Origin of the sequence: Microvirga flavescens, assembly GCF_003290125.1 — a bacterium.
In the GTDB taxonomy this organism is placed as follows: Bacteria; Pseudomonadota; Alphaproteobacteria; order Rhizobiales; family Beijerinckiaceae; genus Microvirga; species Microvirga flavescens.
The window spans coordinates 165,966-188,512 of the sequence record NZ_QMKH01000004.1 but is presented as its reverse complement, the minus strand read 5'-3'; the positions used below and the strand labels follow the sequence as shown (position 1 = coordinate 188,512).

General features: G+C 58.9%; 31 protein-coding genes and 2 tRNA genes. 11 read left to right on the top strand and 22 right to left on the bottom strand.

Annotated elements, in window-relative coordinates; translation table 11 throughout:
- Window positions 1–151: 151 nt before the first annotated feature.
- The 4 genes from DQW91_RS10150 to DQW91_RS10135 form a co-directional block, all read right to left on the bottom strand.
- The gene (locus DQW91_RS10150) at window positions 152–1,897 is read right to left on the bottom strand and encodes an AMP-binding protein (RefSeq protein WP_157961407.1); all 1,746 of its coding nucleotides are present in this window, start codon (window positions 1,895–1,897) and stop codon (window positions 152–154) included.
- A gap of 25 nt (window positions 1,898–1,922) precedes the next feature.
- Complete coding sequence (locus DQW91_RS10145; RefSeq protein ID WP_198411836.1) at window positions 1,923–2,978, bottom strand: type III polyketide synthase; 1,056 nt, start codon at window positions 2,976–2,978, stop codon at window positions 1,923–1,925.
- A 5-nt stretch (window positions 2,979–2,983) separates the two neighbouring features.
- Window positions 2,984–3,265 (bottom strand): acyl carrier protein, encoded by a 282-nt coding sequence (locus DQW91_RS10140; protein ID WP_112663512.1) that lies wholly within the window; start codon window positions 3,263–3,265, stop codon window positions 2,984–2,986.
- A gap of 205 nt (window positions 3,266–3,470) precedes the next feature.
- On the bottom strand, window positions 3,471–4,469 hold the full coding sequence (locus tag DQW91_RS10135) for an acetyltransferase domain-containing protein (protein WP_112663510.1): 999 nt from the start codon (window positions 4,467–4,469) through the stop codon (window positions 3,471–3,473).
- A 60-nt stretch (window positions 4,470–4,529) separates the two neighbouring features.
- Here DQW91_RS10135 and DQW91_RS10130 point away from each other — a divergent pair, with 60 nt between their 5' ends.
- The 6 genes from DQW91_RS10130 to DQW91_RS10105 all read left to right on the top strand — a co-directional run bounded on the left by DQW91_RS10130 (window position 4,530) and on the right by DQW91_RS10105 (window position 7,065).
- Window positions 4,530–5,285, top strand: a complete 756-nt coding sequence (locus DQW91_RS10130) for an SIR2 family NAD-dependent protein deacylase (protein ID WP_112663508.1) — start codon at window positions 4,530–4,532, stop codon at window positions 5,283–5,285.
- Between the two features lie 107 nt (window positions 5,286–5,392).
- Window positions 5,393–6,010 (top strand): cold-shock protein, encoded by a 618-nt coding sequence (locus DQW91_RS10125; RefSeq protein ID WP_112663507.1) that lies wholly within the window; start codon window positions 5,393–5,395, stop codon window positions 6,008–6,010.
- A gap of 47 nt (window positions 6,011–6,057) precedes the next feature.
- The gene (locus DQW91_RS10120) at window positions 6,058–6,489 is read left to right on the top strand and encodes a DUF192 domain-containing protein (RefSeq protein WP_245410987.1); all 432 of its coding nucleotides are present in this window, start codon (window positions 6,058–6,060) and stop codon (window positions 6,487–6,489) included.
- Between the two features lie 58 nt (window positions 6,490–6,547).
- Window positions 6,548–6,624 (top strand) — tRNA-Pro (locus DQW91_RS10115).
- A gap of 39 nt (window positions 6,625–6,663) precedes the next feature.
- Entirely contained in the window at window positions 6,664–6,969 is a 306-nt protein-coding gene (locus DQW91_RS10110; RefSeq protein ID WP_112663505.1) for an ETC complex I subunit, read from the top strand.
- 19 nt (window positions 6,970–6,988) lie between these two features.
- Window positions 6,989–7,065 (top strand) — tRNA-Arg (locus DQW91_RS10105).
- Window positions 7,066–7,155: 90 nt separating this feature from the next.
- Here the strand turns inward: DQW91_RS10105 and DQW91_RS10100 are convergent.
- Window positions 7,156–7,482 (bottom strand): hypothetical protein, encoded by a 327-nt coding sequence (locus DQW91_RS10100; protein WP_112663504.1) that lies wholly within the window; start codon window positions 7,480–7,482, stop codon window positions 7,156–7,158.
- An 86-nt stretch (window positions 7,483–7,568) separates the two neighbouring features.
- On the opposite strand from DQW91_RS10100, the gene DQW91_RS10095 reads away from it, so the two are divergent.
- Window positions 7,569–7,859, top strand: a complete 291-nt coding sequence (locus DQW91_RS10095) for a helix-turn-helix transcriptional regulator (RefSeq protein WP_112663503.1) — start codon at window positions 7,569–7,571, stop codon at window positions 7,857–7,859.
- A 5-nt stretch (window positions 7,860–7,864) separates the two neighbouring features.
- Entirely contained in the window at window positions 7,865–8,128 is a 264-nt protein-coding gene (locus tag DQW91_RS10090; RefSeq protein ID WP_112663501.1) for a helix-turn-helix transcriptional regulator, read from the top strand.
- Between the two features lie 248 nt (window positions 8,129–8,376).
- Here DQW91_RS10090 and DQW91_RS10085 read toward each other — a convergent pair whose 3' ends face one another.
- From DQW91_RS10085 to DQW91_RS10040, 11 genes are all read right to left on the bottom strand, one after another.
- The gene (locus tag DQW91_RS10085) at window positions 8,377–8,964 is read right to left on the bottom strand and encodes a hypothetical protein (protein WP_157961406.1); all 588 of its coding nucleotides are present in this window, start codon (window positions 8,962–8,964) and stop codon (window positions 8,377–8,379) included.
- Between the two features lie 20 nt (window positions 8,965–8,984).
- A complete protein-coding gene (locus DQW91_RS10080) occupies window positions 8,985–9,308 on the bottom strand; it encodes a hypothetical protein (RefSeq protein ID WP_112663498.1) in 324 nt (107 codons plus the stop codon).
- The gene (locus tag DQW91_RS10075) at window positions 9,301–10,764 is read right to left on the bottom strand and encodes a hypothetical protein (RefSeq protein ID WP_157961405.1); all 1,464 of its coding nucleotides are present in this window, start codon (window positions 10,762–10,764) and stop codon (window positions 9,301–9,303) included. The genes DQW91_RS10080 and DQW91_RS10075 overlap by 8 nt, the downstream gene beginning before the upstream one ends.
- 184 nt (window positions 10,765–10,948) lie before the next feature.
- Entirely contained in the window at window positions 10,949–11,152 is a 204-nt protein-coding gene (locus DQW91_RS10070; protein ID WP_112663496.1) for a hypothetical protein, read from the bottom strand.
- Window positions 11,149–11,487, bottom strand: a complete 339-nt coding sequence (locus DQW91_RS10065) for a hypothetical protein (protein WP_157961404.1) — start codon at window positions 11,485–11,487, stop codon at window positions 11,149–11,151. The genes DQW91_RS10070 and DQW91_RS10065 overlap by 4 nt, the downstream gene beginning before the upstream one ends.
- Before the next feature lie 149 nt (window positions 11,488–11,636).
- A complete protein-coding gene (locus tag DQW91_RS10060) occupies window positions 11,637–12,731 on the bottom strand; it encodes a phage baseplate assembly protein (protein ID WP_112663492.1) in 1,095 nt (364 codons plus the stop codon).
- A 117-nt stretch (window positions 12,732–12,848) separates the two neighbouring features.
- Window positions 12,849–13,376, bottom strand: coding sequence for a hypothetical protein (locus DQW91_RS10055; RefSeq protein WP_157961403.1), 528 nt, complete (start codon window positions 13,374–13,376; stop codon window positions 12,849–12,851).
- A 133-nt stretch (window positions 13,377–13,509) separates the two neighbouring features.
- Entirely contained in the window at window positions 13,510–14,613 is a 1,104-nt protein-coding gene (locus DQW91_RS10050) for a S49 family peptidase (protein ID WP_112663490.1), read from the bottom strand.
- Window positions 14,614–14,622: 9 nt separating this feature from the next.
- Entirely contained in the window at window positions 14,623–14,898 is a 276-nt protein-coding gene (locus tag DQW91_RS16595; RefSeq protein WP_157961402.1) for a hypothetical protein, read from the bottom strand.
- Complete coding sequence (locus DQW91_RS10045; RefSeq protein WP_112663489.1) at window positions 14,879–15,271, bottom strand: hypothetical protein; 393 nt, start codon at window positions 15,269–15,271, stop codon at window positions 14,879–14,881. The genes DQW91_RS16595 and DQW91_RS10045 overlap by 20 nt, the downstream gene beginning before the upstream one ends.
- On the bottom strand, window positions 15,252–16,244 hold the full coding sequence (locus tag DQW91_RS10040) for a hypothetical protein (protein ID WP_157961401.1): 993 nt from the start codon (window positions 16,242–16,244) through the stop codon (window positions 15,252–15,254). The genes DQW91_RS10045 and DQW91_RS10040 overlap by 20 nt, the downstream gene beginning before the upstream one ends.
- Before the next feature lie 332 nt (window positions 16,245–16,576).
- On the opposite strand from DQW91_RS10040, the gene DQW91_RS16590 reads away from it, so the two are divergent.
- Window positions 16,577–16,750: a hypothetical protein gene (locus DQW91_RS16590; RefSeq protein WP_157961400.1), complete on the top strand. Its 174-nt coding sequence runs from the start codon at window positions 16,577–16,579 to the stop codon at window positions 16,748–16,750.
- Between the two features lie 400 nt (window positions 16,751–17,150).
- On the opposite strand, the gene DQW91_RS16585 is transcribed toward DQW91_RS16590, so the two are convergent.
- The 5 genes from DQW91_RS16585 to DQW91_RS10020 are packed head-to-tail and all read right to left on the bottom strand — an operon-like array spanning window position 17,151 to window position 20,115.
- On the bottom strand, window positions 17,151–17,519 hold the full coding sequence (locus tag DQW91_RS16585; RefSeq protein ID WP_157961399.1) for a hypothetical protein: 369 nt from the start codon (window positions 17,517–17,519) through the stop codon (window positions 17,151–17,153).
- Window positions 17,516–17,767, bottom strand: coding sequence for a DUF6074 family protein (locus tag DQW91_RS10035; RefSeq protein ID WP_112663487.1), 252 nt, complete (start codon window positions 17,765–17,767; stop codon window positions 17,516–17,518). Before DQW91_RS10035 ends, DQW91_RS16585 begins: the two co-directional genes overlap by 4 nt.
- A gap of 10 nt (window positions 17,768–17,777) precedes the next feature.
- Window positions 17,778–17,981 carry a helix-turn-helix transcriptional regulator gene (locus tag DQW91_RS10030; protein WP_112663486.1) on the bottom strand — a complete coding sequence of 68 codons (204 nt, stop codon included), beginning with the start codon at window positions 17,979–17,981 and terminating at the stop codon, window positions 17,778–17,780.
- Between the two features lie 57 nt (window positions 17,982–18,038).
- Window positions 18,039–18,848 carry a hypothetical protein gene (locus tag DQW91_RS10025; RefSeq protein ID WP_112663485.1) on the bottom strand — a complete coding sequence of 270 codons (810 nt, stop codon included), beginning with the start codon at window positions 18,846–18,848 and terminating at the stop codon, window positions 18,039–18,041.
- A complete protein-coding gene (locus tag DQW91_RS10020) occupies window positions 18,838–20,115 on the bottom strand; it encodes a tyrosine-type recombinase/integrase (RefSeq protein WP_157961398.1) in 1,278 nt (425 codons plus the stop codon). The genes DQW91_RS10025 and DQW91_RS10020 overlap by 11 nt, the downstream gene beginning before the upstream one ends.
- Before the next feature lie 314 nt (window positions 20,116–20,429).
- Here DQW91_RS10020 and DQW91_RS10015 point away from each other — a divergent pair, with 314 nt between their 5' ends.
- Window positions 20,430–20,636 (top strand): hypothetical protein, encoded by a 207-nt coding sequence (locus DQW91_RS10015; protein ID WP_198411834.1) that lies wholly within the window; start codon window positions 20,430–20,432, stop codon window positions 20,634–20,636.
- Here the strand turns inward: DQW91_RS10015 and DQW91_RS10010 are convergent.
- A complete protein-coding gene (locus DQW91_RS10010) occupies window positions 20,633–21,805 on the bottom strand; it encodes a class I SAM-dependent methyltransferase (RefSeq protein ID WP_245410986.1) in 1,173 nt (390 codons plus the stop codon). The two genes, DQW91_RS10015 and DQW91_RS10010, sit on opposite strands and share 4 nt — an antisense overlap.
- 24 nt (window positions 21,806–21,829) lie before the next feature.
- Between DQW91_RS10010 and DQW91_RS10005 the strand changes: the two genes are divergently transcribed.
- On the top strand, window positions 21,830–22,537 hold the full coding sequence (locus tag DQW91_RS10005) for a glutathione S-transferase N-terminal domain-containing protein (RefSeq protein ID WP_112663482.1): 708 nt from the start codon (window positions 21,830–21,832) through the stop codon (window positions 22,535–22,537).
- The last annotated feature ends 10 nt before the right edge of the window (window positions 22,538–22,547 follow it).

The window sequence follows — 22,547 nt, the reverse complement described above, 5'->3', positions numbered from 1 at the left end:
CCTCGGCGCAGATGCCGGCGCAGATGCTGGAGCTCTTGGCCGTCGTGGAACAGCTGTCCTGAAACATGGAGCCTCCGCCGCCTGCCGGATGGTCGTTCCGGTATTCAATGGCGGCGGAAGCTACCCGGTGTTCAAGCCCTGTGCATCACCGTCACATCACATGGCTGTCATGCGTTCTCAATCGCTCGCGGGCGAGTTCGACAAGCTTGACGCGTTGCAGCTTTCCGCTCGTCGTCTTTTGCAAGCTGTGCGGCGGAAGTTCGAAAACGTGGTCGACCGAGATGCTGAGCTTTTGCGTCAGGCGTTCGCGGATGGCTTTGCGCGTCGCTTCCACTGTCGACAGGGTTTTGGAGGTCGTCTCGAAGAAGACCACAAGATTTTCCGTCCCCTTCCGATCATCAACGAGGCCGATTGCGCCGACCGCACCGGATCGAACGCCATCGATCTCCGCCGCGACATGCTCGATCTCATAGGGAGAAATGTTCGCGCCCGCGCGAATGATCAGATCCTTGATGCGGCCTGTAACGAAAAGCTGTCCCGCATCGAGATAGCCGAGGTCGCCAGTCTCGAGCCAGCCGTCGTGAACCTTGCTGGGTTTCAGTTCCCCATAATAGCCCGGAACAACGCTGGGGCCGTAGATGGAAATCTGCCCCTGTGTGCGGTCAGGAAGCAGAGCGCCATGCTCGTCGATGATGCGGATGTGATGGCCGTCAAGCGCGGGCCCCGTGCAAACCACCGCGAAAGCGTCGGGGTCGTTTGCATTCGCGGGAAGGGCGACCCCCTTATTCGCAAGCGTCGACCGGGAAATGACATCGAACCGTAACGGGTCCGTCGGCCGCTTGATCGAAGCGGCGACGGTGCATTCGGCAAGCCCATAGGCAGGCGCAAAGACTTCTCGTTTGAAGCCGTGTGGTGCGAAGCGCTCCGTGAACTGGTCGATCGTCTTTTTCTGGACGAATTCAGCGGCGTTGATCCCTTGCCGCCAGTGCGAGAGATCCAGCCCCCTCGTGCGGTGCTCAGGCGCGTGGGAGGCCACGAACTGATACGCGAAGTTCGGAGCCGAGGTGACGGTGCCCTTGAAGGTATGGATGGCCCACATCCATCGCACAGGGTTCATCGTGAAGAGATTGGAGGGCATCAGCACCACAGGTATTCCGGCGGTGAAGCCTGTGAGCATCAGGGCGACGAGGCCCATGTCGTGATAGAGCGGCAGCCAGCTGACGACGGTGTCTCGCACATCCCAACTACCGGCCTGGGCAAGGCCTCTGACGTTGCTGAGAAGCGTCTCGTGGTTCACGAGGAGGGCCTTCGGCTGAGACGTGGTGCCGGACGTGAACTGCAGGAAAACGGCATCTGTGCCTGAAATGAGCTCGGGCTTCGATGGCGCAGCCTCTGGGAGTTCGTCGAGGGTACGGGAGATGCAGCCCGTTGCCGAAAGCGCTTCGCGGCAGTCCTCGCGGCTGATGATCAGTTTGCAATCCACATGACGCGCGCGCACGGCAAGACGCTCGGCCCATTGAGCCTTGTTGCTGTTGACCGGTGGCGCCTCGACGACACAAGGCGTGAATGCGCCGACAAAGCACGCAAAGAGCGCCGTGAGAAGATCGGCCGATGTCTCGAGGGCGAGCAGGACCACATCGCCGCGTTTCAGCCCTTGTCTGGTCAGGCGCGCAGCCAGAATCTGGGCTTGTGCGAGCAAGGCACCGTTGGAAATCTCGACGACGCTTTGCGGTGTTTCAATGACAAAGAAAGCGGTGTTTTCCGGAGCTCTGGACGCGCGCCAGTGCAGTGCGTCCACAACAGTGCTGACCGTCGCCGGAACTTCGATGCCTTTGGAGCGGGAGAGGTCGACCAGTGCGTCCGGCTGTCCGAGCGCAAGGGGATACGAGCGATACATGGGAGTGTCCTCGAAGAAGATGGGCTCAGAAGCGGAGAAGGGCGCCTTCCACGGTGAGGCCGGGGCCAAAGGCGAGCATGACACCGAGATCGCCTGGCGCGGGCGTGTCATGGGCGATGAGGTGTTCGAGCACCAGCAGCACAGTGGCCGATGCGCAATTGCCGTATTCGCTCAGCACATGCCAGGTTGATGCGAGTTTCTCGTCCGGGATGCCGAGTTTCTGCGCCACCATATCAACGATCTTCGGCCCGCCCGGATGGATGGCCCAATGCTTGATATCGGACGGCAATACGCCGGCCTTCGCGCAAAGATCGTCGATGAACGGCGTGATCACGCTGGCGATCACATAGGGAACATAGGGCGACAGGGTCATCTGCACGCCATCATCGAGGACGGACAGCGTCATCAGATCCGATGTCTCGTATGATTGATGCGTGTGCGCGGCCAGAATCTGCGGTCCGTGGCCCGGTTCTTTCATCGCCATCGTGAAGGCGCCGACAGCATCCCCGAAGAGATTGTGCACGATGGCTTGTTCTCGCGTCGCGTCCGGGCGGAAATGCAGGCTGCTGAACTCCGCGCAGACGCCGATCGTGGCTTCTCCCGGTCGCGCGACGACCGAGTCCATTGCGGTCTTGATGACGTTGAACGCGGCAAAGCACCCCATATGACCGATGAAGGTGCGGCGCAGATTCGGCTTGAGGCCGAACTTCTTGGCGAGGAAGTAGTCCGGCGTGGGGCCGTAATAGCCGGTGCTGCTGGCCATTACGATGCTGCCCACATCCTCCTGTCCGACATGTTCGATGAGCGGTGCGCAGGCGCGGCCCGCGACTTCGTCGACGATGCCGACATAGGCTTGCATGCGCTCGCCGATGCCGCGCGTTTTCCGGCCGAGATCCGTTGCCGGGTTCCAGGCCATGTGGCGCTTGCGAACGCGGGTGACGGTCCCGAAATCACGAGCGTTGGGCAGTTCTGCGTACCAGTCTGCAAACACGCCACCCCAAAGCTCCTCCTGCGTGAAGGATTGCTCGGGGACGGCCGAACTCAATTTGACGAATGTGGGAAGCGCGGCTGCGTTGAGCATCGTTCTTACTCCGCCGCGACGCGCAAGGTGTTGCGGTCGATATGGTCCACGACGCTCTGCACCGTGTCCTTGCCGGTGCCGCCTTGCACAAGGAACCATTCCTCTAGGGAAATTTCGGGATAAAGCGCCTCGATACCGGCGAAGAACTGCATGATCTGCAGCGAGTCGAGACCGAGATCCTCGGTCAGGGACGCATTGGAAGCGACTTCAATGTCGCTTTTCTCAAGGATTGAGCGGCAAAGATCCGTGACGTGCTCGTGGATCAATCGATTGGAAAGACTCGTCATAACCACCCCCGTCCGTTCATTGTGAACGTTACGGAAGATGAAATATAATACCGTGTCTTTTTGATCTAGATCCTATATATTGTTTCAGTGAAATGAGAATTTGCAAAAATATGCATAGTTTCAACTTCTGCTGACGCAACGTGGTGCCGTAAGGCAATCCAAGGTATTGACTTTCTACCTTAGGTGATTTCCCGTTCGATGATGGCTATCTGGTTGTGCCGTCACTCGGGTTGGGGGGCGTTTCCCGCAGGCATTGCTGAACGATCCGCGAAATCTGCCTTTGGTCGCCGCTTTCGAGATTATCCGTCAGAACCTTCCGCCACAGGGGCGTCTTGCGAAGGCTCGTCGCGACGCAGGTGCAGGTCGTACGGCAGAGGCCAGCGTCGGAGTTCTGGACCGCACAATCGGCTTCACACTGGGCGATAAAGGGCCGCATCTCGGCGGTCGGGCTAGGGCCTGTCAGTTGCAGCACACCATAGAGCGCCGCAAGCAGCAGGGGTTGATGGAGCAGATAGATCGGCAGGCTTTTGCGTCCCGCCCACAGCAGGGCCCGCGTCGGGCGCGTGCTTGCCTTCCACCGTGCCAGATTGAGAGCCTCAGGCCAGGCGAGCAGCCCGCGTCCTGCCACGAGCCCGAGCAGCACGATGCCGAACCAGGGAAAGATCGGCACATAATCGTTGGCCGAAGGATCGAACGATCCGAGCCCGAGCCAGTCGAGCCAGGGCGCATCGAGGTTGGGGCTCGTGAAGATCGAGGGCGCGACGAAACAGGCGAGGGCGGTCACCACCGTCAACCAGACAGGCGCGCGCAGGAAAGGCAGGGCGAGCACGCTCGATACGGCGATGCAATGCAGGATACCGAAGAAGATGTATGTCTGCGGAAACGCGAAATACGTGGCCACCGTTATCAGCGCGGCGGAACCACCGATGCGGGCGAGCCGCCACAGGAAGCCGACCCGATTGAACCCTTTGGCGTGGGCGAGAGCAAGACCGATGCCGACGAGAAAAAGAAACGATCCGGCAATCGAGCGTGCGAACCAGCGCCACCCGGCATCTTGAAAAATATTCGTCGAAATCAGCTGCAGATAACTGAGATCCCAACTGAAATGATAAATGATCATCGCGCCGATCGCGACGCCGCGGGCGATGTCTATCGCATCCCAACGCTGCGAGGCGATGTCGTGAGATGAGGGCTGAGTTCTCAAAGCCGTCCGATCCTGGTTGCAGACATGGCGTAGGACAGGCGCGCCCCCATATCAATCGCCATGATGGAACCTCTCCAGGACACAATCGCGAAATTGCGGGGCATCATCGCCGGTGCCCGCTCGGCCGTGGGCTTTACGGGGGCGGGGATCTCCACTGAGAGCGGCGTGCCGGATTTCCGCTCTCCGGACAGCCCATGGATGCGCCACAAGCCGATCCCGTTCGACCTGTTCGTGTCGAGCGCCGCCGCACGCCGCGAGGCCTGGCGGCGCAAGTTCGCGATGGACGATCTCTATCGCGATGCCACGCCCAATCGCGGCCATCGCGCGCTGGCCTCTCTCGTCCATGCGGGAAAGATGGCCGCCGTGATCACCCAGAATATCGACGGGCTGCATCAGGCTTCGGGCATACCGGCGGAACAGGTCGTCGAACTCCATGGCAACGGCACCTATGCCCGCTGTCTCGACTGCGGCATGCGCCATGAGCTTCAAGCCATCCGCACTATTTTTGGGCAGAAGGGAGCCGCTCCGGTCTGTGATGACTGCCAGGGCCTGCTCAAATCGGCGACAATCTCCTTCGGTCAGGCGATGCCGGTGGACGAAATGCGAAAAGCGCAAGAACTCGCAATGACTTGCGATCTTTTCTTCGTGATCGGCTCGTCGCTCGTAGTTCATCCGGCGGCTGGATTGCCGGTACTCGCCAAGAGAAATGGCGCTAAAGTCATCATTCTGAATCGGCAGGAAACACCGCTTGATGAGATTGCCGATCTCGTCATTCATGCGGAAATAGGCCCTGTTCTTGAGCCATTCGCTCTCTAGAACAGTAACGATCCAGGCGAGAAAATCACGTTTCGGGCTTTTCCCGATTTTTGACGGTGTTATCTTCTCGTTAAGAATCTTGACCTTGATTCGAGTACGGGTTTCGCATGTCCAACGATTTCGGTTCAAATCCATTCAGTCCGCGAGGGGTGGACGGCTCCTTCGATCAGGATCGCGAAAAGAGCCTGGACACATCCGGCGAAAGCGCCCTCGAACTCGTTCAGGTCAGCGGCCACATCAAGTGGTTCGACGTTGCCAAGGGCTTCGGCTTCATCGTTCCCGATAACGGCATGCCGGATGTTCTTCTCCATGTGACCTGCCTTCGGCGCGACGGCTATCAGGCCGCGAACGAGGGGGCGCGGATCGTTGTGGAGGCGGTGCAGCGCTCGCGCGGGCTTCAGGCCTTCCGGATCGTCTCTCTCGACCAATCGACCGCTGTGCACCCGTCCGAGCTTCCGCTCGCGCGGACCCATGTGCAGGTAACACCGACGAGCGGGCTGGAGCCTGCGGTCGTGAAGTGGTTCAACAGGCTGCGCGGCTTCGGTTTCCTTTCGCAGGGCGAGGGAAGCCCGGATATTTTCGTGCACATGGAAACCCTGCGCCGCTACGGCATCGCGGAACTGAAGCCGGGAGACCGTGTCCTCGTCCGCTTCGGGGATGGGTCAAAGGGGCTCATGGCGGCGGAGGTTCGCCTGGCCGACATGACGCTGCCGCACTCCCACTGATGTCCTCTCCGATGTCTCTTGCAGTAAAGCGTCTCCTCACGCTCTTCATGATCGTCTTCGGAGCGAGCTTCCTCCAGGCGGGCCAGGGGCAGGCCCAGACCTTCGAGGCGCTTTCCATTGTCACCCAAGCCGGTCAACGGCAGGCCTTTCAGGTCGAAGTTGCCCGTAACGACGCCGACCGGGCTCAGGGGCTGATGTTCCGCCGTTCGATGGCAGCGGACCGGGGCATGCTGTTCGACTTCGCCCGCGTCGAGCCGGTTTCCATGTGGATGCAGAACACGTACCTGCCGCTCGACATGCTCTTCATCCGCCCGGACGGAATCATTGCCAGAATCGCGGCCAACACAGAACCGCTCTCCACCCGCACGATTTCCTCCGGCGAGCCGGTCCTTGCCGTTTTGGAGCTGAACGCCGGTACGGCGGCCAAGCTTGGAATCAAGGCCGGTGACAAGGTCGAGCATCCCCTGTTCAAGCGCTGATCGGCGGCTTGCTGAAAGAGGGGCCGCATGGTAGCCAACAACCGCCTTTGATGATCGGCGGGGTGTAGCGCAGTCTGGTAGCGCATCTGCTTTGGGAGCAGAGGGTCGCAGGTTCGAATCCTGCCGCCCCGACCAGTTCATTCAGGTTCCTGACGAGAGATTTTCGGTACGTCCATGCCCGCACGGATCTACAAGCCCGCCAAGTCCGCCACTCAGTCCGGCCTAGCCCGGACCAAGCAATGGCTTCTCGTGTTCGAAGCGGACACCACGCGCCAGATCGAGCCGCTCATGGGCTGGACCAGCTCGGCGGATACCCGCCAGCAGTTGCGCCTGTGGTTCGATACCAAGGAGGAGGCGGTGGCCTACGCCCAGCGCGAGGGCATCGCTTACCGCGTGGAGGAGCCGCAAGAAATGAAGCGGCGCGCCATGTCCTATTCCGATAACTTCAAGTTCAACCGCGTCGGCTCCTGGACCCACTAACCGGCCGCCCGGCGGTTCCGGCCCCGTAGCTCAGCTGGATAGAGCAACTGCCTTCTAAGCAGTAGGTCGCAGGTTCGAGCCCTGCCGGGGTCGCCATTTAAAATCAACAACTTAGCGCTTAGTCTCTGCGCCAAATTGTGTCCCTAAATGAGCTCCGGGTAACATCACGGGTAACGCGCGCTGTGGCTATCCCTCCTGCTCAGGTGCCGTGCCTTGCACGTCCTTAACCGCATTGAGCAGGCCTTTCTCGTGGGCCTTTTCCAGATCCTTGCGGGCGTCCCTGACAACATCCCCTGCGTGGTAGACACAGTGAATCAGGGCTTCCAAATCATCCTGTTTCAGGGCGAACCTGAAGTAGCCGTCGGGATCACGGGTCGCTCCGTCGAAGTGACCCCGGAGGACAGTTTCCAGGATATGACTGGCACAGCAGGCATCATGAAGATGCCGATCGAGATCCTGGACGGCATCTGACATCTGGGCATAGGTGTCCTGTTCACGATCCACGTGCTTCATGGCGTGTTGCTCCGTTGACGGTTTGTTGATAATTTCAGTATCAAGTTAGAGTGAAGCGAAGTCAATACTAAAAATATCAGGTTCCGATGGTCACGGTCCGTCAGGTCAAAGCAGCGCGTGCAATGTTGGGGTGGTCACAGGACCAACTTGCCGCCGCATCCGGCATATCCAAGCCAACCATTGCGCGCCTGGAGACGTCAGATGGAGAAATCGGGGGCTATACGGGCACCCGGGATAAGCTCATTGCGGCCCTTGAGGCCGCCGGCGTGATCTTCATTGCGGAGAATGGGGAGGGGCCGGGCGTACGGCTGCGGAAGCAGCGCGGTGGGGATGCGGGCTTACGGCCCGATCACGTCACCTCAGAGAACGATGGCTGATCGCCGTGAAACGCGAGCGCCCCAGCGACGCCTGCCCACCGCCCGAGAAACGCGGCCTCCAGGAGCCCGAAGCTGCGTCGTACATCGGTGTCGGCCTGACGCTCTTCCGCCAGATGGTGGCGGATGGCCGGATGCCTCATCCGGTACGTATCAACAGGCGGGTCGTTTGGGACCGGCGTAAACTTGACCTCGCATTTGATCGTTTGCCCGACGGCGGCAATGATGAGGTCAGCGCCGAGGACGACCCGTACGGGGAGTTTATTGCCTAGGCGACTAGGCAAAGCGAGGGTGGCGTGGCGATGGTCCGGCGAAGCATCAGAGCGAAAACGAACGGCGACGACTTCGAGGCCTTTCACAAGAAGTCCCGGCGCATGGTGAAGTGGGGTCGCGGGGAGATCAGGCGGATCAAGACCGCGTTCTGGCGCCGGCTGCGGGCGAAGCTCCGAAGCAACAGCAATTCTGAAGTTTGATCTGTGATCAGTTGTGTTTCAAGTTTTTCAGCTTGAAATTTTTATGTCTATTGCACGCTTTGTTGCTTAGAAAATCTCAGCGATTGGAACCAACTATTTTTTTGCTCCCCAATGAAGGACGTCATTTCAGCATCGAGTCGCTGGTCGATCGCGCATATCATTTCGTGGAGAATATTCGCTGCCGCCGCGGGTACTGGGCGAACTTGATCTTCACGACGATTTGGATTGTAGGCTTTGTCCAATGCGTCGAGAAAGCGGTCCTCATATCCCTCGGCCTTTGCGGCCCAGTCATTGCCGGAAGCGTATTTGCTCTGATCTGCCCGTTTCAAGGCACTCTCAAGGCGAAGATACGCCTCCTGTATCTTGTCTTGGCGCGCTTTAACTTGGGGGCGGAGCTCTTCCAGAGATACCGCGCTGGTGGAGAGGCTGCGGAGTGTGTCTCTCTCGCTGCCAAGCTCAGTGAGCACGGTATCAATAGCAGTACGTACGCGCCGAAACTCTTCAAGCCTGACCGTGTCGAAGCGGATCTGCTTCTGCAAGCCAGTTGTGCGACGATAGTTTATGTAGTTCCAGATCAAGCCTGCAAAGCTCAACCCCCAAGGCACTGCTTGGGACAAGTCAGAGGCATTACCCATGCGTGAAGACTTAAGGAAAGTTAGTGCTGCAGAAGGTTACCGCGCCGCATGCTCGCAGACGAGATGCCACGCTGGATTTGGCGCATGATTAAGGCGCTGGCATCAAAACGGTAGTGGATTAGGAACGTTTCGCCGAGTTTGCGCACGCTCTCTGCGAACATACCTTGGAAGAACGAGGGGGTGAGCGTGTAAACGTCATCTGGGACGATCACGCGGACAGGCTCCTCTGCTTCGTCAAGCTTCTCGAGCCCGTAGCGGACGCGCGCCTCCACACCGCGCTCGTGCCCGGTGAGATTGCGGACGGCTCCGTCGCCGGTCAGCTCGAAAAGGTTGATGTCAGTCATTCTGGGCCTCGTTCAGATAGTCCGGATCCAAAGTGAATGCCAAGCTGATGATCGTTCCTGCGAAGCGTTCTTGCAAATCAAAAACATAGGATGCGTCAGGAAGTTTCTCCGCGGTGTTCTCGGGATTGAACCAGAGAACCCTCGGGGAATCCTCCCCAGCCATCTGCATTCCCTTTATATAGGGCGCTCGGACTATAATGCAGGACCGTCCAGAAATTATGACCATCCGGGGGGCCCGCGCGGGCTTATCGGTGTTTCCGAGCTCGTTGACAAGCCCCATCACCTCCTGGAGGCCAAAGCCGCCCCTTCCTTTCCCATCGGCCTTCGGGTCGCACGTGACCCCGTCCTGCAGGGCGTATAGGGTCCGCAGCGTGGCGGCCGACGGCGCTTCCTTCTGTCCCTGAAACTGGTTAACATATTGATCCAGTTCGATTTTGATCCGGTCTGAGGCGAACTCCAGGCTCTCGTCGATGGTCGCGCCGACGCTCAGGATCCCGATGTAACACCGGTAGACCCAGTCCTCGCCCTCCTGGCGGCGGGCCATGAAGCCGGCGATAGACCATCCCCCATCCTTCGTGGCCGGCGCACTATGCCGCACCGCGTTGTCGAGAAGCTCGAGGATGATGGTCGAGATCCAAACCCGACCCTCCGGCGTCAGCTCCTGGCCGATGTCAGGAACCCCGAGCCAACGGTCGACGGCGTCACAGAAGTCGTCGGCCACTTGGTTGTCCCGCTGCGGCTCCAGCAGCTGGTTTATGGAGCGGTTCACTCCCTGAGGTGTGCGCCGATGGACCCGAAACGCCCAGATGTTGCGCAGATCCTTCACGTCCTCGAGCCGCATCTTCATGATGTGGCGCAGCCCGACCGCCTCCATCACCTTCTGGACGGAAGTCCCCATCTCGCCGCCGTTGAAGAACGGAGACAGGCAAGGCCAGAGCTCGCCAAGGACGAGGTAAGGGCCGATGTCGAGGCAATATTGATCCTTGAAGTGCAGGAGGGCGTTGAGACCACCACACTCAACCTCGGCGATCTGCTTCAGCTTCGCCAGCGTCTCGGCGGGGTGGTCGATGAAGGAGAATCCCTCCAGGTAGATCTCGGTCCGGTCAGGACCGGAATCGCGCGCGGTAATCCTAACCCAGCGCTCCTTGCGGCCGGGCATCAGCCCTGCCAGCAGAGGTGATTCCCTGTAACGGATGAGCAGCAGCTTTTTCTCGATGGCCTTTCGCGGCCCCTGCCGCCGGCGAAGGGCCTTGGCGCGCCGTGAAACGACCTTCCGGGCAAACCTCTTCCGGTTCAGATGCTCGGACAAGCTTGTCCCTCTCGTATGCGGCGTCGCCTCCAGCCGTTTGCGTTCCTGGAGCAGATAGGCGCGGATGAGAGCCTTCCTCGTGTCTTTCGGCACCTTGGTGGGCGCTGCCAGCATCCGCTTGAGAGCCGAAAGGAAATGGAATTTCACTGCACGCAATCTCAATGCAACGTAGGATTAAATGCGAGATACCAGTAGTTGGATGAGCCTGTCCACGGTCCCGCGAGCACAATCCATAGTTGCTCACGTCAAAATTCTTTAGCGACCGCCAATTGAGTAATCTCCTCACTTTCAGAGATCGGGCAAAGCATATTCTCTACGCAGCAAATGAACTCTAGAAATCGACTTTTCCCTCAGCTCGGGCTTTGACCAGCAGCCGGCGGGCGCGATCCAAAGCGGCATTCTTGCGTCGAAGATCCGCAAGTTCCTGTTCCAGGCGCTCAAAGATGGGAACGAGCGCGACTCCCTTCTGCTCCATCAGGTAGGCACAAAAGATAAGAGCGCTTTCGAGGCGTTCCTCTGAAATATCAGAGCTCATGACGGGTCAGCTCTTCTTCGCTGATACTTGCGCTTGGGTCGGGCATGGTTTCCGAGGCGCCATCGTACCCGCGCATCCTCTTCTTCGAACAAAGCCGCGACCATGCGGGCGATCATGACTGCCCGCGTGACCTTTGCCACCTCTGCCAACGCTGCGACCCGTTCAACGTGCTTGGCGGGTAGGTCGACGAGAATGCTTCGCCGCCCTCCTGCTCGTGCGAGCGCGATGTTCTTCCTGCGGGCGATCCTGATGGCCCGAGCGCGGGGGATCTCGATGGCCTGGCCGATCTCGTCGGCGGAATAGCCGTCATTGGCGAGCGCGGCGATTGAAGTCACCAAGGCCATTCCATCCTCGAGAGCTTCGGTTGATAGGGGGATCGATGTTCCGGCTTCATTGCAGGAGGGCGCTGGCTCAAGGCCCGCTCTTGCTGCGCTGCCCAGGATTGTCGCCAGCCGGGAGCTTTTCACATATGCTCCCCCAGCCATTAGCCCACCATTGTTGTCTGCGGCGTGGCTAACGACGCGTCGTTGTTTCGCTGTTTCCATGCCGGTCCCGATTTATTGCCCTTTCCTTTTTCACCGCCATAAGTGCGGGGATCTACGAGCTGCAGGGTGGTTATAGAGCCGCTGTCGTCCTGATTGAACCGAACGTCCTCGATGAGCATGTCCTGCATCAAGTTCAAGAAAGGGCTTTCAACCCAAACCAGGTGTCCTGGTGTCCAAATTTTACCTACTTCATCTCGGAAGCCCTGCACGGTGATAGTCGCTCTGAGAGCGGCGCCCGTCGCGCGATCGCGACGGTTCTCAGCTCGCTTCTTGATGCGGCTCTTCGAAGTGTTCTCCTCTTGGATAACGATGACCACTCGGTTGTTCCGATCGACGCCGGCATCGCGCGCAATGGCCTCAAGCTCAAGGCTATCGGGCCCATGCCCGTCTGGCAGCTGACCGCGCACGATGTACTTCGCATGGCGATTTGACCAATCGTGATTGGCAGAACCGTTCTTAAGGTTCTGCCAATCAATGATGCCGCCAACATGACGCCGCGTTCTTTTTCCCGCCTTAGTGATCAGGATCGAGCCGTCGGCCTCACCCATCAGGGTCACGCCCTGTGTGCGGGTCATCTTTTCCAGAGCACGAAAGACAGTCTCACCTGGTGTGACCTGGTAATCGACGGGCTCTAATTCGGCATCGGTTCTGATCTTGACGCCATGAGAAGCCGCGAGCTCGTTGCCGATCTCATCAGGCGTCTTATTTCTGAACGATCCAGTTGGATGATCCGCGCTGCTGTCGATGAGATCAGCCGATTTCGAGCGGCCGCTGATCGTTACTTCGGACTGGCGTTCGGAAAGGCGAGGTTCATATCGATCAACGTATCCCTTCAAGAGCAGATCGTCATTCGAATAGATCTCGAGCGCGGTCCCCGCCTTGAACTTCCATGCCGTCGCGAGTGCCCCGGCCTCGGCGGCAACTTCCAAGGTGAAGGACCGCGCCGCCTCCTTCATCGAGGCGTTGACCTCCGATCGTTTCCACGCGGTAAACCGTTCACCGTCGACAACGACGGTAATAATCTCATTGCTCATACGTACCTCGGAGTTCTTGTCTAGGATCTTTTAAAAGGGGAGCGCGCGCCTGCATCTGCAGGACGGCCGCAGCGGCATCCTCAGGGGGCATTGGAAGGGACACCGCTTGCGACCCACTCATGCGGTCGCCTCAGCCTGCGCTATCTCGGCTCGAAAGCCATCGACAATGCTTTCGAATTCGATGCCGCGCTCCGCTGCTACGATCTCGATGCCTCGGCTCACGATAAGCCCCATGAGCCTGTTCTCACGCTCCTCCCAAACCTGAGAGAATAGTTCACGTTCCGCACCCGTTTTGGATTTAGCAGCGATGTCGAAGCGAATGTCTGAGAAGAGATTTTCGGTGGCTCTGCAAGCCTCGCGCACCTGGTCGATTGTTGATGCCGGGTTCAGCGCCTCATCAACGAGTGCCTGGGTGTGTTCGGCGTCCTCCTTCAATTGCTCCCAGAATGCGAACCAGTCTTCTCTCTGGCCGTGACGGAAGAGCTGATACCGCGCCATGCAGCTGGGGAGATGGAAACGTCCATCTCGGGGCTCGGGTAGGATACGGTCCGCCACCATTTGCCTGATCCGGCGATCCGTCACGCCGAGTTCGTTGGAAAGTGTTTTTTGGGTCACCCAGGTACTGTTTTTTGAGCTGCTTTTCATGAGGCGCTCCGAGGAAATCCAAAGGGTTAGGGTCGAAAAAGCGGAAGCGGAAATGGCAAAAATCGAATCCCGAAAAACACTCAAAACCCGGGGCTAGGTGGTGCCGCACCCCCTGCGCACCCCTGTACGGTCCCTACCGTTGTCGCGGGACCGCCCGGGCCTCTGCAGCGGCGTTGTTCTCATTGACGAGGCGCTTGATCTCCTGCCGCTCTGCAACAGCAGCACTCCACTCCTCCCAGCCACCCGTTCTGCCAATAGGGGGGATGTCGCTGAAGGTTTTCGGGAATGGCTTTCCTTCCAACAGCTTGAAATTCTTCTGAGGCGGGGCCGGGGAGGGGGAGATCAGACTAGCCAGCGTACTCTCAAAGGTGCCGACCTCATCAGCGAGGCCTATCCTCACGGCCTCCTGCCCCATGTATGTGCGAGCTTCGGTGCTGCGCACTGCCTTCTCGGTCATCTGACCCTTGCGGCCCTTGGCAACAGTGCCAACGAACATGTTGTAAAAGGCGTCGATGTCGGCCTGCATGCCCTCGCGAACCCCTTCCGGCAGCGGCTCATACATGTTCCCGTCCACCTTATGAGCGCCTGCATGGATGAACGTCGGCTTGATGCCTTCATCCGCAAGGTGTTGAGAGAAGTCGAGGTGCAGAAGGACGACGCCGATGGAGCCGGAAATGCCCGTGGGAATGGTGACGATCTTGGTAGCTGCCGAAGCGATGGCATAGGCCGCGCTGGCGGCCATGCCGTTCACCAGAGCGACCACTGGCTTGGTCAAACTGATCTGCTGCACGAGCTCAGCGGTTTCGAAACATCCGACGGCTTCGCCGCCCGGGCTCTCGATGTCCAGCAGAATCGAGTTCACCTTTGAGTCCGCCGCCGCCGCTCGGAGCTGATGGTTCAGCCCTTCGTAACTGACCAGGCCAGAATAGGCTCCGATCCAGGCGCCGCGGTTCACAAGTGATCCGATAATCGAGATGATCGCGACATCCTGAGAGACGCGATAGGGGCGCCCCGATCGTGTTCCTTGATCGTAGTTGCGGCCTATAAACTGGTTTGCGTTCGGCCCACGCAGAATCTCGCGACCTGTCTGTGCCAGATCTACGTCGATGGGATCATCGGGCATAGCAGCAATTGGCAGCCGGCCTTGGAGCGCAGCGAGGATGATCGGCACCTTATCCGGATGGACAAGCAATGGCTTGTTGCAAATGCGGTCGGCCAAATGGAAGAGCTGCGTCATAGTAATTCCTCAATTTGGCAGTGTGCCGGCTTCCCAAGGCGATCGGATGAGTGTCGGCTGGATATGGCCCGTCACGAAGGCGACAACCTGATCTGGCGACAGGTCAGGGCTTGTCAGCGCCAGCCGCACGGCCGAGCCTTCGAGGCCCACTACCTGAGGATGAGCGAGAACATTGAGGATTCTCCGCTCAAACGAGGAGCGACCGGCTTCAAAAGCCGAACGCACCATGTAGTGCACGGTGCGTTCAGGGCACTTAACGGATGGATCACCGATGCTTTCTTTCACCGTAAACTCCCGCCGCAATGTCATTGAACGAGCTGTCTGATACCATCGGCGGCTCATGACCGAGTGAAGGTTCGTTCGCCATGCGAGCGGCGATGCTGGAGCCGGAACGCACGTTCTCAGATACGAAGCTGACCACGTCGTCGACCGACATCGCCGGTGACTTGATCGCAAGATCCAGGGCGGCGCGCTCGCGGCCTTTGACTTTGGGATTGCTGAGGATGGCACCGAGACGTTTCCCGGAACTCTTCACCGCCCCTGCGTAAGCGTCATCGAAGGCGAGTTCATACTCGATTGCGTAATCATGTGCCGCATCGCCGTAGAAACCAGCTTCGCGCGCCTTCTCCAAACCTTGATTATAGATCTGCTTCGACATCGTTCTCTTCCACAATTGCCACGCCGAGAATTGCGCGGGGGTCGGCGTCTAGCCGGCGGACGATTGCCGTGCCGGTTGTCTCAATAATCGCTTCTTCCTCGCGCTCGAATGCGAGTATGTCGGCAAGAATTTCTGCCTTTCGTGTCTTTTGCTCTTGTGGCGTGAGGGCGTTCTGATCATCGGCCATGTCATCGATCTCGCGCTCGATGCCAGCGATGAGAGCATCGCCAGAGATCCATGCGAGTAGGCCAACAACATCGACCTGAGGCACGACCACGGATGCGGCATCATCCCTGAGGCGGATCATGTGAAGATTGGCTGACGTGGGCCATTTGACCTTGCCGCCAGTCTCCACAAGTTCGAGGACATCAGGACGCGCCGCTTTGGCGCGCGCTTCGATCTGCTCCCGTGCCAAACGCTTGGCCATCTCGCTGGGAATCGGTGCCGCTTTGACAGTCTTCAGATCTTCGCGGAGATGGCGAATGCGCTGACGGATGCGCTCAACCGCATCGGCCTGAATCTCGCCCTTCTTGAGGGGGGAACTGACTGGTGGCGCTACCTGGAATGAGTTGCCCTTAGCGACTTGACCGCGCACCCATTTTTCGAGCTTGGCGAACAGAGAAGGGAGGTGGGTTGTTGGTCGCACAAGCGCCGCATCGATTCTGGCAATCTCGGCATCGAAGTGAGCAAGGCGGTGCTGAACCTCTTTGATGGTTTGGGAATCTTCGGCCGGCGCCTTATCAGCATTGCGCAAGAAGTAGAGGTTGCGCTCCTCCTGCTCCCTTGCAGCAAAGGCGTTTCTTCGCTCCTCGGTCAGAGCCCAATTGATGGCCTTCTCGTTTTCAGCAAGGCGTTGGAGCTCATGCCACTTCGCATGGGCCTCCATCGGAAGATGGTCGATCGTGCCCATTTTCGGTGGAGTGTAGGGAGGAATATCTCCTCCGTACGGAAGGACAATTGATATCTGGTTCACCGGCAGCTCCATTAATGTTGGACGAACATCGCAGCCGCCGCTGGTCGTTTGAAGCCTCAGCACTCGACCAGCAATTTTCTAAGCCGTTCAACGGATAAGATCTGGTCGCGTGCCTTGAGGATTCTCCAGCAAAACTCGTATATGGTCCCGACTTTGCCATTCGGACACGAACGGAGCGCGCGCTCCCGTTGCCAGGCCGTCGAGTGGTACCGGCGGAGCGTACGGTGCAACTCGACGGCTTGGGCGATCCGTGGGAGATTCGGCCAAAAGCGAGCGGCGGCTTCTCTCAAAAGGGCATCGCGCCTGGATCGAGATGAAATCGTTCCAGGGCGATGCAACCCGGGCGCCGGCACAAAGCCGAGCGCCTTGTCGAGCGTCTCGGCATCGCCTTCCAGGACCTGAGCGAAGGCTTCCACGACAGTTTCGAGATCTGCCGGGTTGATCGCGCCAGCTGCGTGGCCGTCGACAATGCGCTCGAGGAGTTCAGCGGCGCGCAGGGGCGATGAGGTGGACAATCTACGGACATTTGCAGGACATTCTGAGGACATCACGTCAGTTCTTCTTACAGAGAGGCGGACAATTCCCGGACATTCATCATGAGCGTTACCGGGAAGAAGGCCTGCGAGCGGCCCACAAGGGCTGCGAGCGAGCAGGCCGCGGCGCTCGACATGTACAGTGCGCTGAAGGATCGTAGAGCGCGACAGAACCGTTCTTGAGCTCTACTGGAGCGCGGCGGGCTCGGCGGTCGCTTGAGGCGACACGCCCGCCGCTCCTGTTGGCGCATATGAGACGCGACGGTAATCGGTCGAGCGCTATAAGGGGTTCTGTATATGTTTACGCAAACAGCTTGCGTATTTTACGGGTGCAAAAATACGATAGTTTTTTGCGTATTTTATTATCCTGCCCCTAGTCATGGATGACAGGCCAATAACGGTTATCGCGCCCCCTCCCACGACGAACCTCCTTAGCCAAGTGTCGGCACTTGCCGAGCTTGGCTAAGCCGTATTGCGCCGTCCGATCACAAATTTCTAATTCAGTTGCTAGGTCGGTAGCCGAGACCTCAACGTAACCTTTGGCAAGGTCAATACGTGCGCCGATCCAGTGGGCGATCCGATGGGATAGAGCGTTCAGTTCCCGATCCAGAGACAATTGGCGGCGCCACTTACGCATGATAGCTGCGGTGAGGGGCCGATAAGCTGGCGATGAAGCTGCCAGAGGCGACTCAAACTCCGGCAGGTCATCCTCGGTAAGATTGTATTTCCTCAATGCGGTCATGCCCGATCTCCGGGCTGCCGAATGATAAAGTGCCAGAGGGTCGAGCGGATCGCCCGCTCAAGTCTCAGGCGCTCCTCGTCGATGCGCTCCGGCGCGATACCGCGCCGAGCCATCGTCTCGACTTGAACCGCGAGCTGTTGCTGAAGATACCGTTCGCCGGCTTCGTGGCTCATCGCAGCCACATTTCGTGCATGCTTGAGAACGAAGGGCTGATGACGGGCACGAGGGAAGGGGAGAACCGTGCTCATGGCAGTCCCCTCACGCCGCAGCGCTTGTGGACGCGGCTCGCTGGCGCTCCCAGGCCTCGATATCAGTCAACCGATACAGCTTCCGTCGGTTGACGATCATCGGACGCGGGAAGGCGACCTTGGGGTCGCGTTCCCAACGCCAGAGCGTCATTTCGCTGATGGAGTACCGGTCGCGAACCTTCTTCGAAGGGAGATATGTGTCGTTGTTATCCATTGCTCACTCCTGATGTCATCAGATGTGAGCAAAATGATTCAATTCGGTTGGGCGTGCTCAGCCAGCGCGTCCAACTTTTCTTGGAGTGAGTGCCGAGATCTCTTTGCGAATTGTGTCGACCCCCGGAAGCTTGATGTCGGTCAGATAAGAGTACTGAGCGGCATTACTTCTAATTTGCCTTGCTACGTTCATAGCCGAGAACTCAGGGTGTCGCGACCAGATCGTGGTCGCTACCTTCCGAACGGGGTTTTTCCAGGCTTCAGCGGCGCGTGATCGCTGTTGGTTGTTTTGTCGACTTGCAGCAATTAAGGCTGACCTTCGAGCGGCACCGGATAGCGCGACAGCTTCGAACCTAAATTTTAGGTCAACGCCCTTTGTGAGTTTGCCAAGTTCAAATGACAGTCGGCTGGCTAGCGTCGAAAACTCATATTTCAAAGCACGCTGGATTGTGCCTATTAAAGTCAAGATCCTTGCAGCAAACTCAGCTTCACTGTCTTCGCCATATAAAAATACTGCTATATCGCGGATATCGTGGAAGCCACATTCAAGTTGCTGTTGATCGCGGATCTCTATGCGGGTTGGTGCAATGCAACTAATAAGGCTTCCGCGCATAGTATGCCATTCGTCGTATATCCAAGTGCCATCTTCCGACCGGCGGTAAGGACCATAAGCTGTCGGAAGGCCGCATCGTTGAAGGACGCCCTCAGCCCAGGCCCGATCCTCATCCAGCCAAGACATATTAAAGTAATCATTGACGTGATCTTCAAACGTAATGTTTTGAAGCTCCGTAGGAGCCGATGCCTCATCAAACTCGATCTCGAAGCCTTCGGTCATGCCGCTGCCGCGACGAACGCGCTTAACCGACATTCTGCACCTCCCTCAACGCCACTACATTCTTTGGCTTAGCCTTTGTTAGGCTCGTCACATACCCAGCCCACGCTTTCATGGCGTCTCGCCGCTCGGTCGCAAAATCATGGCGCTGATACACGCCGACGATTCCGCCGAACGTTCCGCTGGTATGGTTGAGCGCCTTCTCGATTACGTGGACGGGGATCCCGAGGCGCGCGCAGCCGCTGGCGAACGTCCGCCGCAAATCGTGCAGGCGCCAGGATGGCAACGGCTTCTCGTCCGGCATGTGTTTCTTGGCGGCCGCGTTGAGCCGGTCGAGGACCTTGGTCACGCCAGAGAAGGGCGTTTTGCCGTTGGTGGTGAATAGCAGGCGCGCTTCGGGCTTGCCCTTGGTGCCGGGCTCTGCCGGCGCCGCGACCTTGGGGAGCGCTTCCAGGATCTCAATGACAGGTTCGGAAAGCGGTACGACGTGCGCCACATCGGTTTTCGAGCGTTCCCGTGGGATCGTCCATGTTTTTTGCGAGATGTCGAACTCGCGCCATTCCGCCTCAAGGACCTCGGAGCGCCGCTGGCCCGTCAGGATCAGGAGCTGCATCGCCGAGCCGAAAGGATACCCGGTCTCTTCCGCAGCCTTCCATACCGCGACGAGCTCGGCATCGGTCAGAACGCGGTCCCGGGCTGTCTCCGGCGAGGGTGGGCGCAGCTTCTCAGCTGGCGAGGCGTCGATAATGCCTCGCTCGACCGCCCAGGCGAAGAACGGCTTCAGTCGCGTCAGCAGGCGATTCGCCTGAACCGGGGATTTGCGTTCGACAATGGCATCGAGAACTTCAAGGATCTCTCGCCGGCCGATGGACCGGATGTCCTTGTCCTGCCAAGCCTCCAGATCCTTCTTGGTCAGCAGGCGCTCCGTCTCGGCCCAGGTCCTATGATGGGCTTTGGCAACACGCTTGATGTAATCGGCTGCGACCGTCCCGAAGGTGTTGCGCTTCGCCTCTTCCGTTTGACGGGCACTTTCCTTCTCTGCGGCCGGATCACGACCCTCGGCCACGGCCTGCAGCGCGGCTCTGGCAAGCTCCCGGGCTTTGCCGATCTCGAGTTTGGGATAGGCGCCGATGGTGTGCTTCTTCGGCTTCCCGCCGAACCGGTACCGCACCGCCCAAGATTTCTTGCCGGTGGGCTGGATGACGAGATAGAAGCCGGGCAGGGCCCCGTCGGGAACCTCGCGCCGCTTGTCCGGATCGGGCTTCATGGCCTCGACCGAGATCTTCGTTAAAACTGCCGCCAATGATGCCTCCAGCGACCCATATTCCGAATGGCAGTGAGCCGTTCGGGTAACGCCGGGGTAACAGATGAGGGGTGTTAGTAGGCGTTACCCGATGATATTAACGGCATCGAGCATGAAGCGGCAACCTCATGATTTTTAAGGAATTGTGGATAGGCAGATGTTCTGCCATGTTAGGCACTGAAATGGGCTCGAACTTGCCTTCTAAGCAGTAGGTCGCAGGTTCGAGCCCTGCCGGGGTCGCCATTTACTACAACGGTCTAGAACCCAATCTTACCGGGCGCGTCGTCACCACCGGTTTCTTCATCGGCCATTCGGTGGCGAGCGGCTCCGTCGGGCCACTGGCGGGCCCGGCCAAGGGACACGCCGCCTCGCTCTATCTGCTGTTCTACTATGCGGGATCGAGCATCACCGGCTCGGTCGGCGGCTGGTTCTGGCAGCACGGCGGCTGGAGTTCGATTGTCGCGCTCACAGGTGCGCTGTCGCTGCTCGGTTTGTTTCTCGCGCTGCGAAGCGCTCGCTAAGCCTCTTCCTTCCGTGCGAGGACGAACAAGTGCTCGGTGGGAGGAGTAGCGAGAAATTTCGCTGCAGCATTGGCTATGATGGAGTCGATCCGCTTCATCTTACGCAGAAACGAGGGCAGGGAGCGCCGGGGGCGCAGGCCAAGCAGGCGTCCGAATTTGTTGGGCACGTAGAGGACATCGACAAGGTCGTCGTTGGAGCGTGGACTGAGAAAATCCAGCTTGTAGAAAGGGCTCGCGACGAAGTTGCCGAAAAGCTCCTGCGATCTGTCGGCCTCAAGTCTCTCTACGCGAAAGCCGGATTGGGTCAGCATTTCGGTCATGGCCTGTTCCGTGAACAGGCTGACATGGCTGGGGCCGGTGTAGTGCCCGCAATGGGAAGGAAAATATCGGGCCGGTATGTTCCTGACGGAATCGGTCGTAATGAAAAGTGCGCCTCCGGGCTTGAGGAGGCTAGAGATCGTTCTGAGAACCTCCTTCGGATCCGGAATATGCTCGATGACCTCGATGAGGATCACCAGGTCATATTGCTTTGTGCGCAGCTCCTCGATTTTGGAAGCGATCCGTAAGTCGTAGCTTCTTTGGGCGACCTGTACGCTTGCCGTGTTCAGTTCGAGGCCTTCGACATTTTCGTAGCCAAATTCATCCCTGAGAAGCGCGAGAAAACTGCCGGGGCCACAACCGAAATCGAGTATGGCAGCGGAACGCTCCACGGTGATCCAACGCGATAGGCGGCGCAGATCGTTGAAGCTCACGGTAAAGTAGGGCTGGACGGCAATCCGCGCGGCTTCGAGTTTTCGGTAATTGTTGTAGAATGGCGTGTTGTAGAACTCAGACAACACCTCATCCGGAGGTGGCGGGTTCGCGAATGTAAATCCACAAGAGCGGCAGCGGTCGTAAGCGATGCGTCGCAGGTTTGCGAAACTTTCGATATGGCGAGATTGGCAAGCCAGGCATTCGCTCACTCTTTTCCATGAGCCGTTTTTCAGCTTGGCGTTGAGTTCTCCCAAGCTCGGGGAGGGGGCATAGCCCGTGGAATGGTGAGTCGTCATGGCGTCTTGATGGCGGTGGTCATCATGCCCTCCCGACTGGTGGAAAGGGCAATCCTGCCATTCTCTTGCGCCCGTTGAGAACTTATTCAGAAGTGGTATCGGTGATCCCTGAGCTCTCACCAAGAAGCCCCTAAGGAATTTCCCATGCCCGCTTTGTCCGATTTTCCGATCACGTCTCGCTGGCCCGCGCAGCATCCCGATCGGATCCAGCTTTATTCCCTGCCGACGCCGAACGGGGTCAAGGTTTCCATCATGCTGGAGGAGACGGGGCTGCCCTACGAGGCGCATTTGATCGATATCGGCAAGAACGAAACCTGGACGCCGGAATTCCTCTCGCTCAACCCCAACGGCAAGATCCCCGCCATCATCGACCCCAATGGTCCGGGCGGTGCGCCTTTCGGCCTTTTCGAATCCGGCGCGATCCTCCTGTATCTTGCTGAGAAGACCGGTAAGTTCATACCCGTGGACCCCGTGCGGCGTTACGAGACCATCCAATGGGTCATCTTCCAGATGGCGGCTGTCGGGCCCATGTTCGGGCAGCTTGGCTATTTCCACAAATTCGCGGGCCGGGAGATCGAGGACAAGCGTCCACTCGAGCGTTACCGCGGCGAGTCCAAGCGCCTGCTCGGCGTTCTTGAAAGCCGGCTCGCCGGGCGGGAGTGGATCATGGGCGACGATTACACCATTGCCGACATTTCCCTGCTCGGCTGGGTGCGCAATCTGGTCGGCTTTTATGGCGCCGGTGAGCTCGTCGAGTTCGACAGCCTCAAGCTCGTTCCGGCATGGCTGGAGCGCGGCCTGGCGCGCCCCGCCGTGCAGCGCGGGCTCAACATTCCGAGCCGGCCCGCATAAGCTTTGAAGC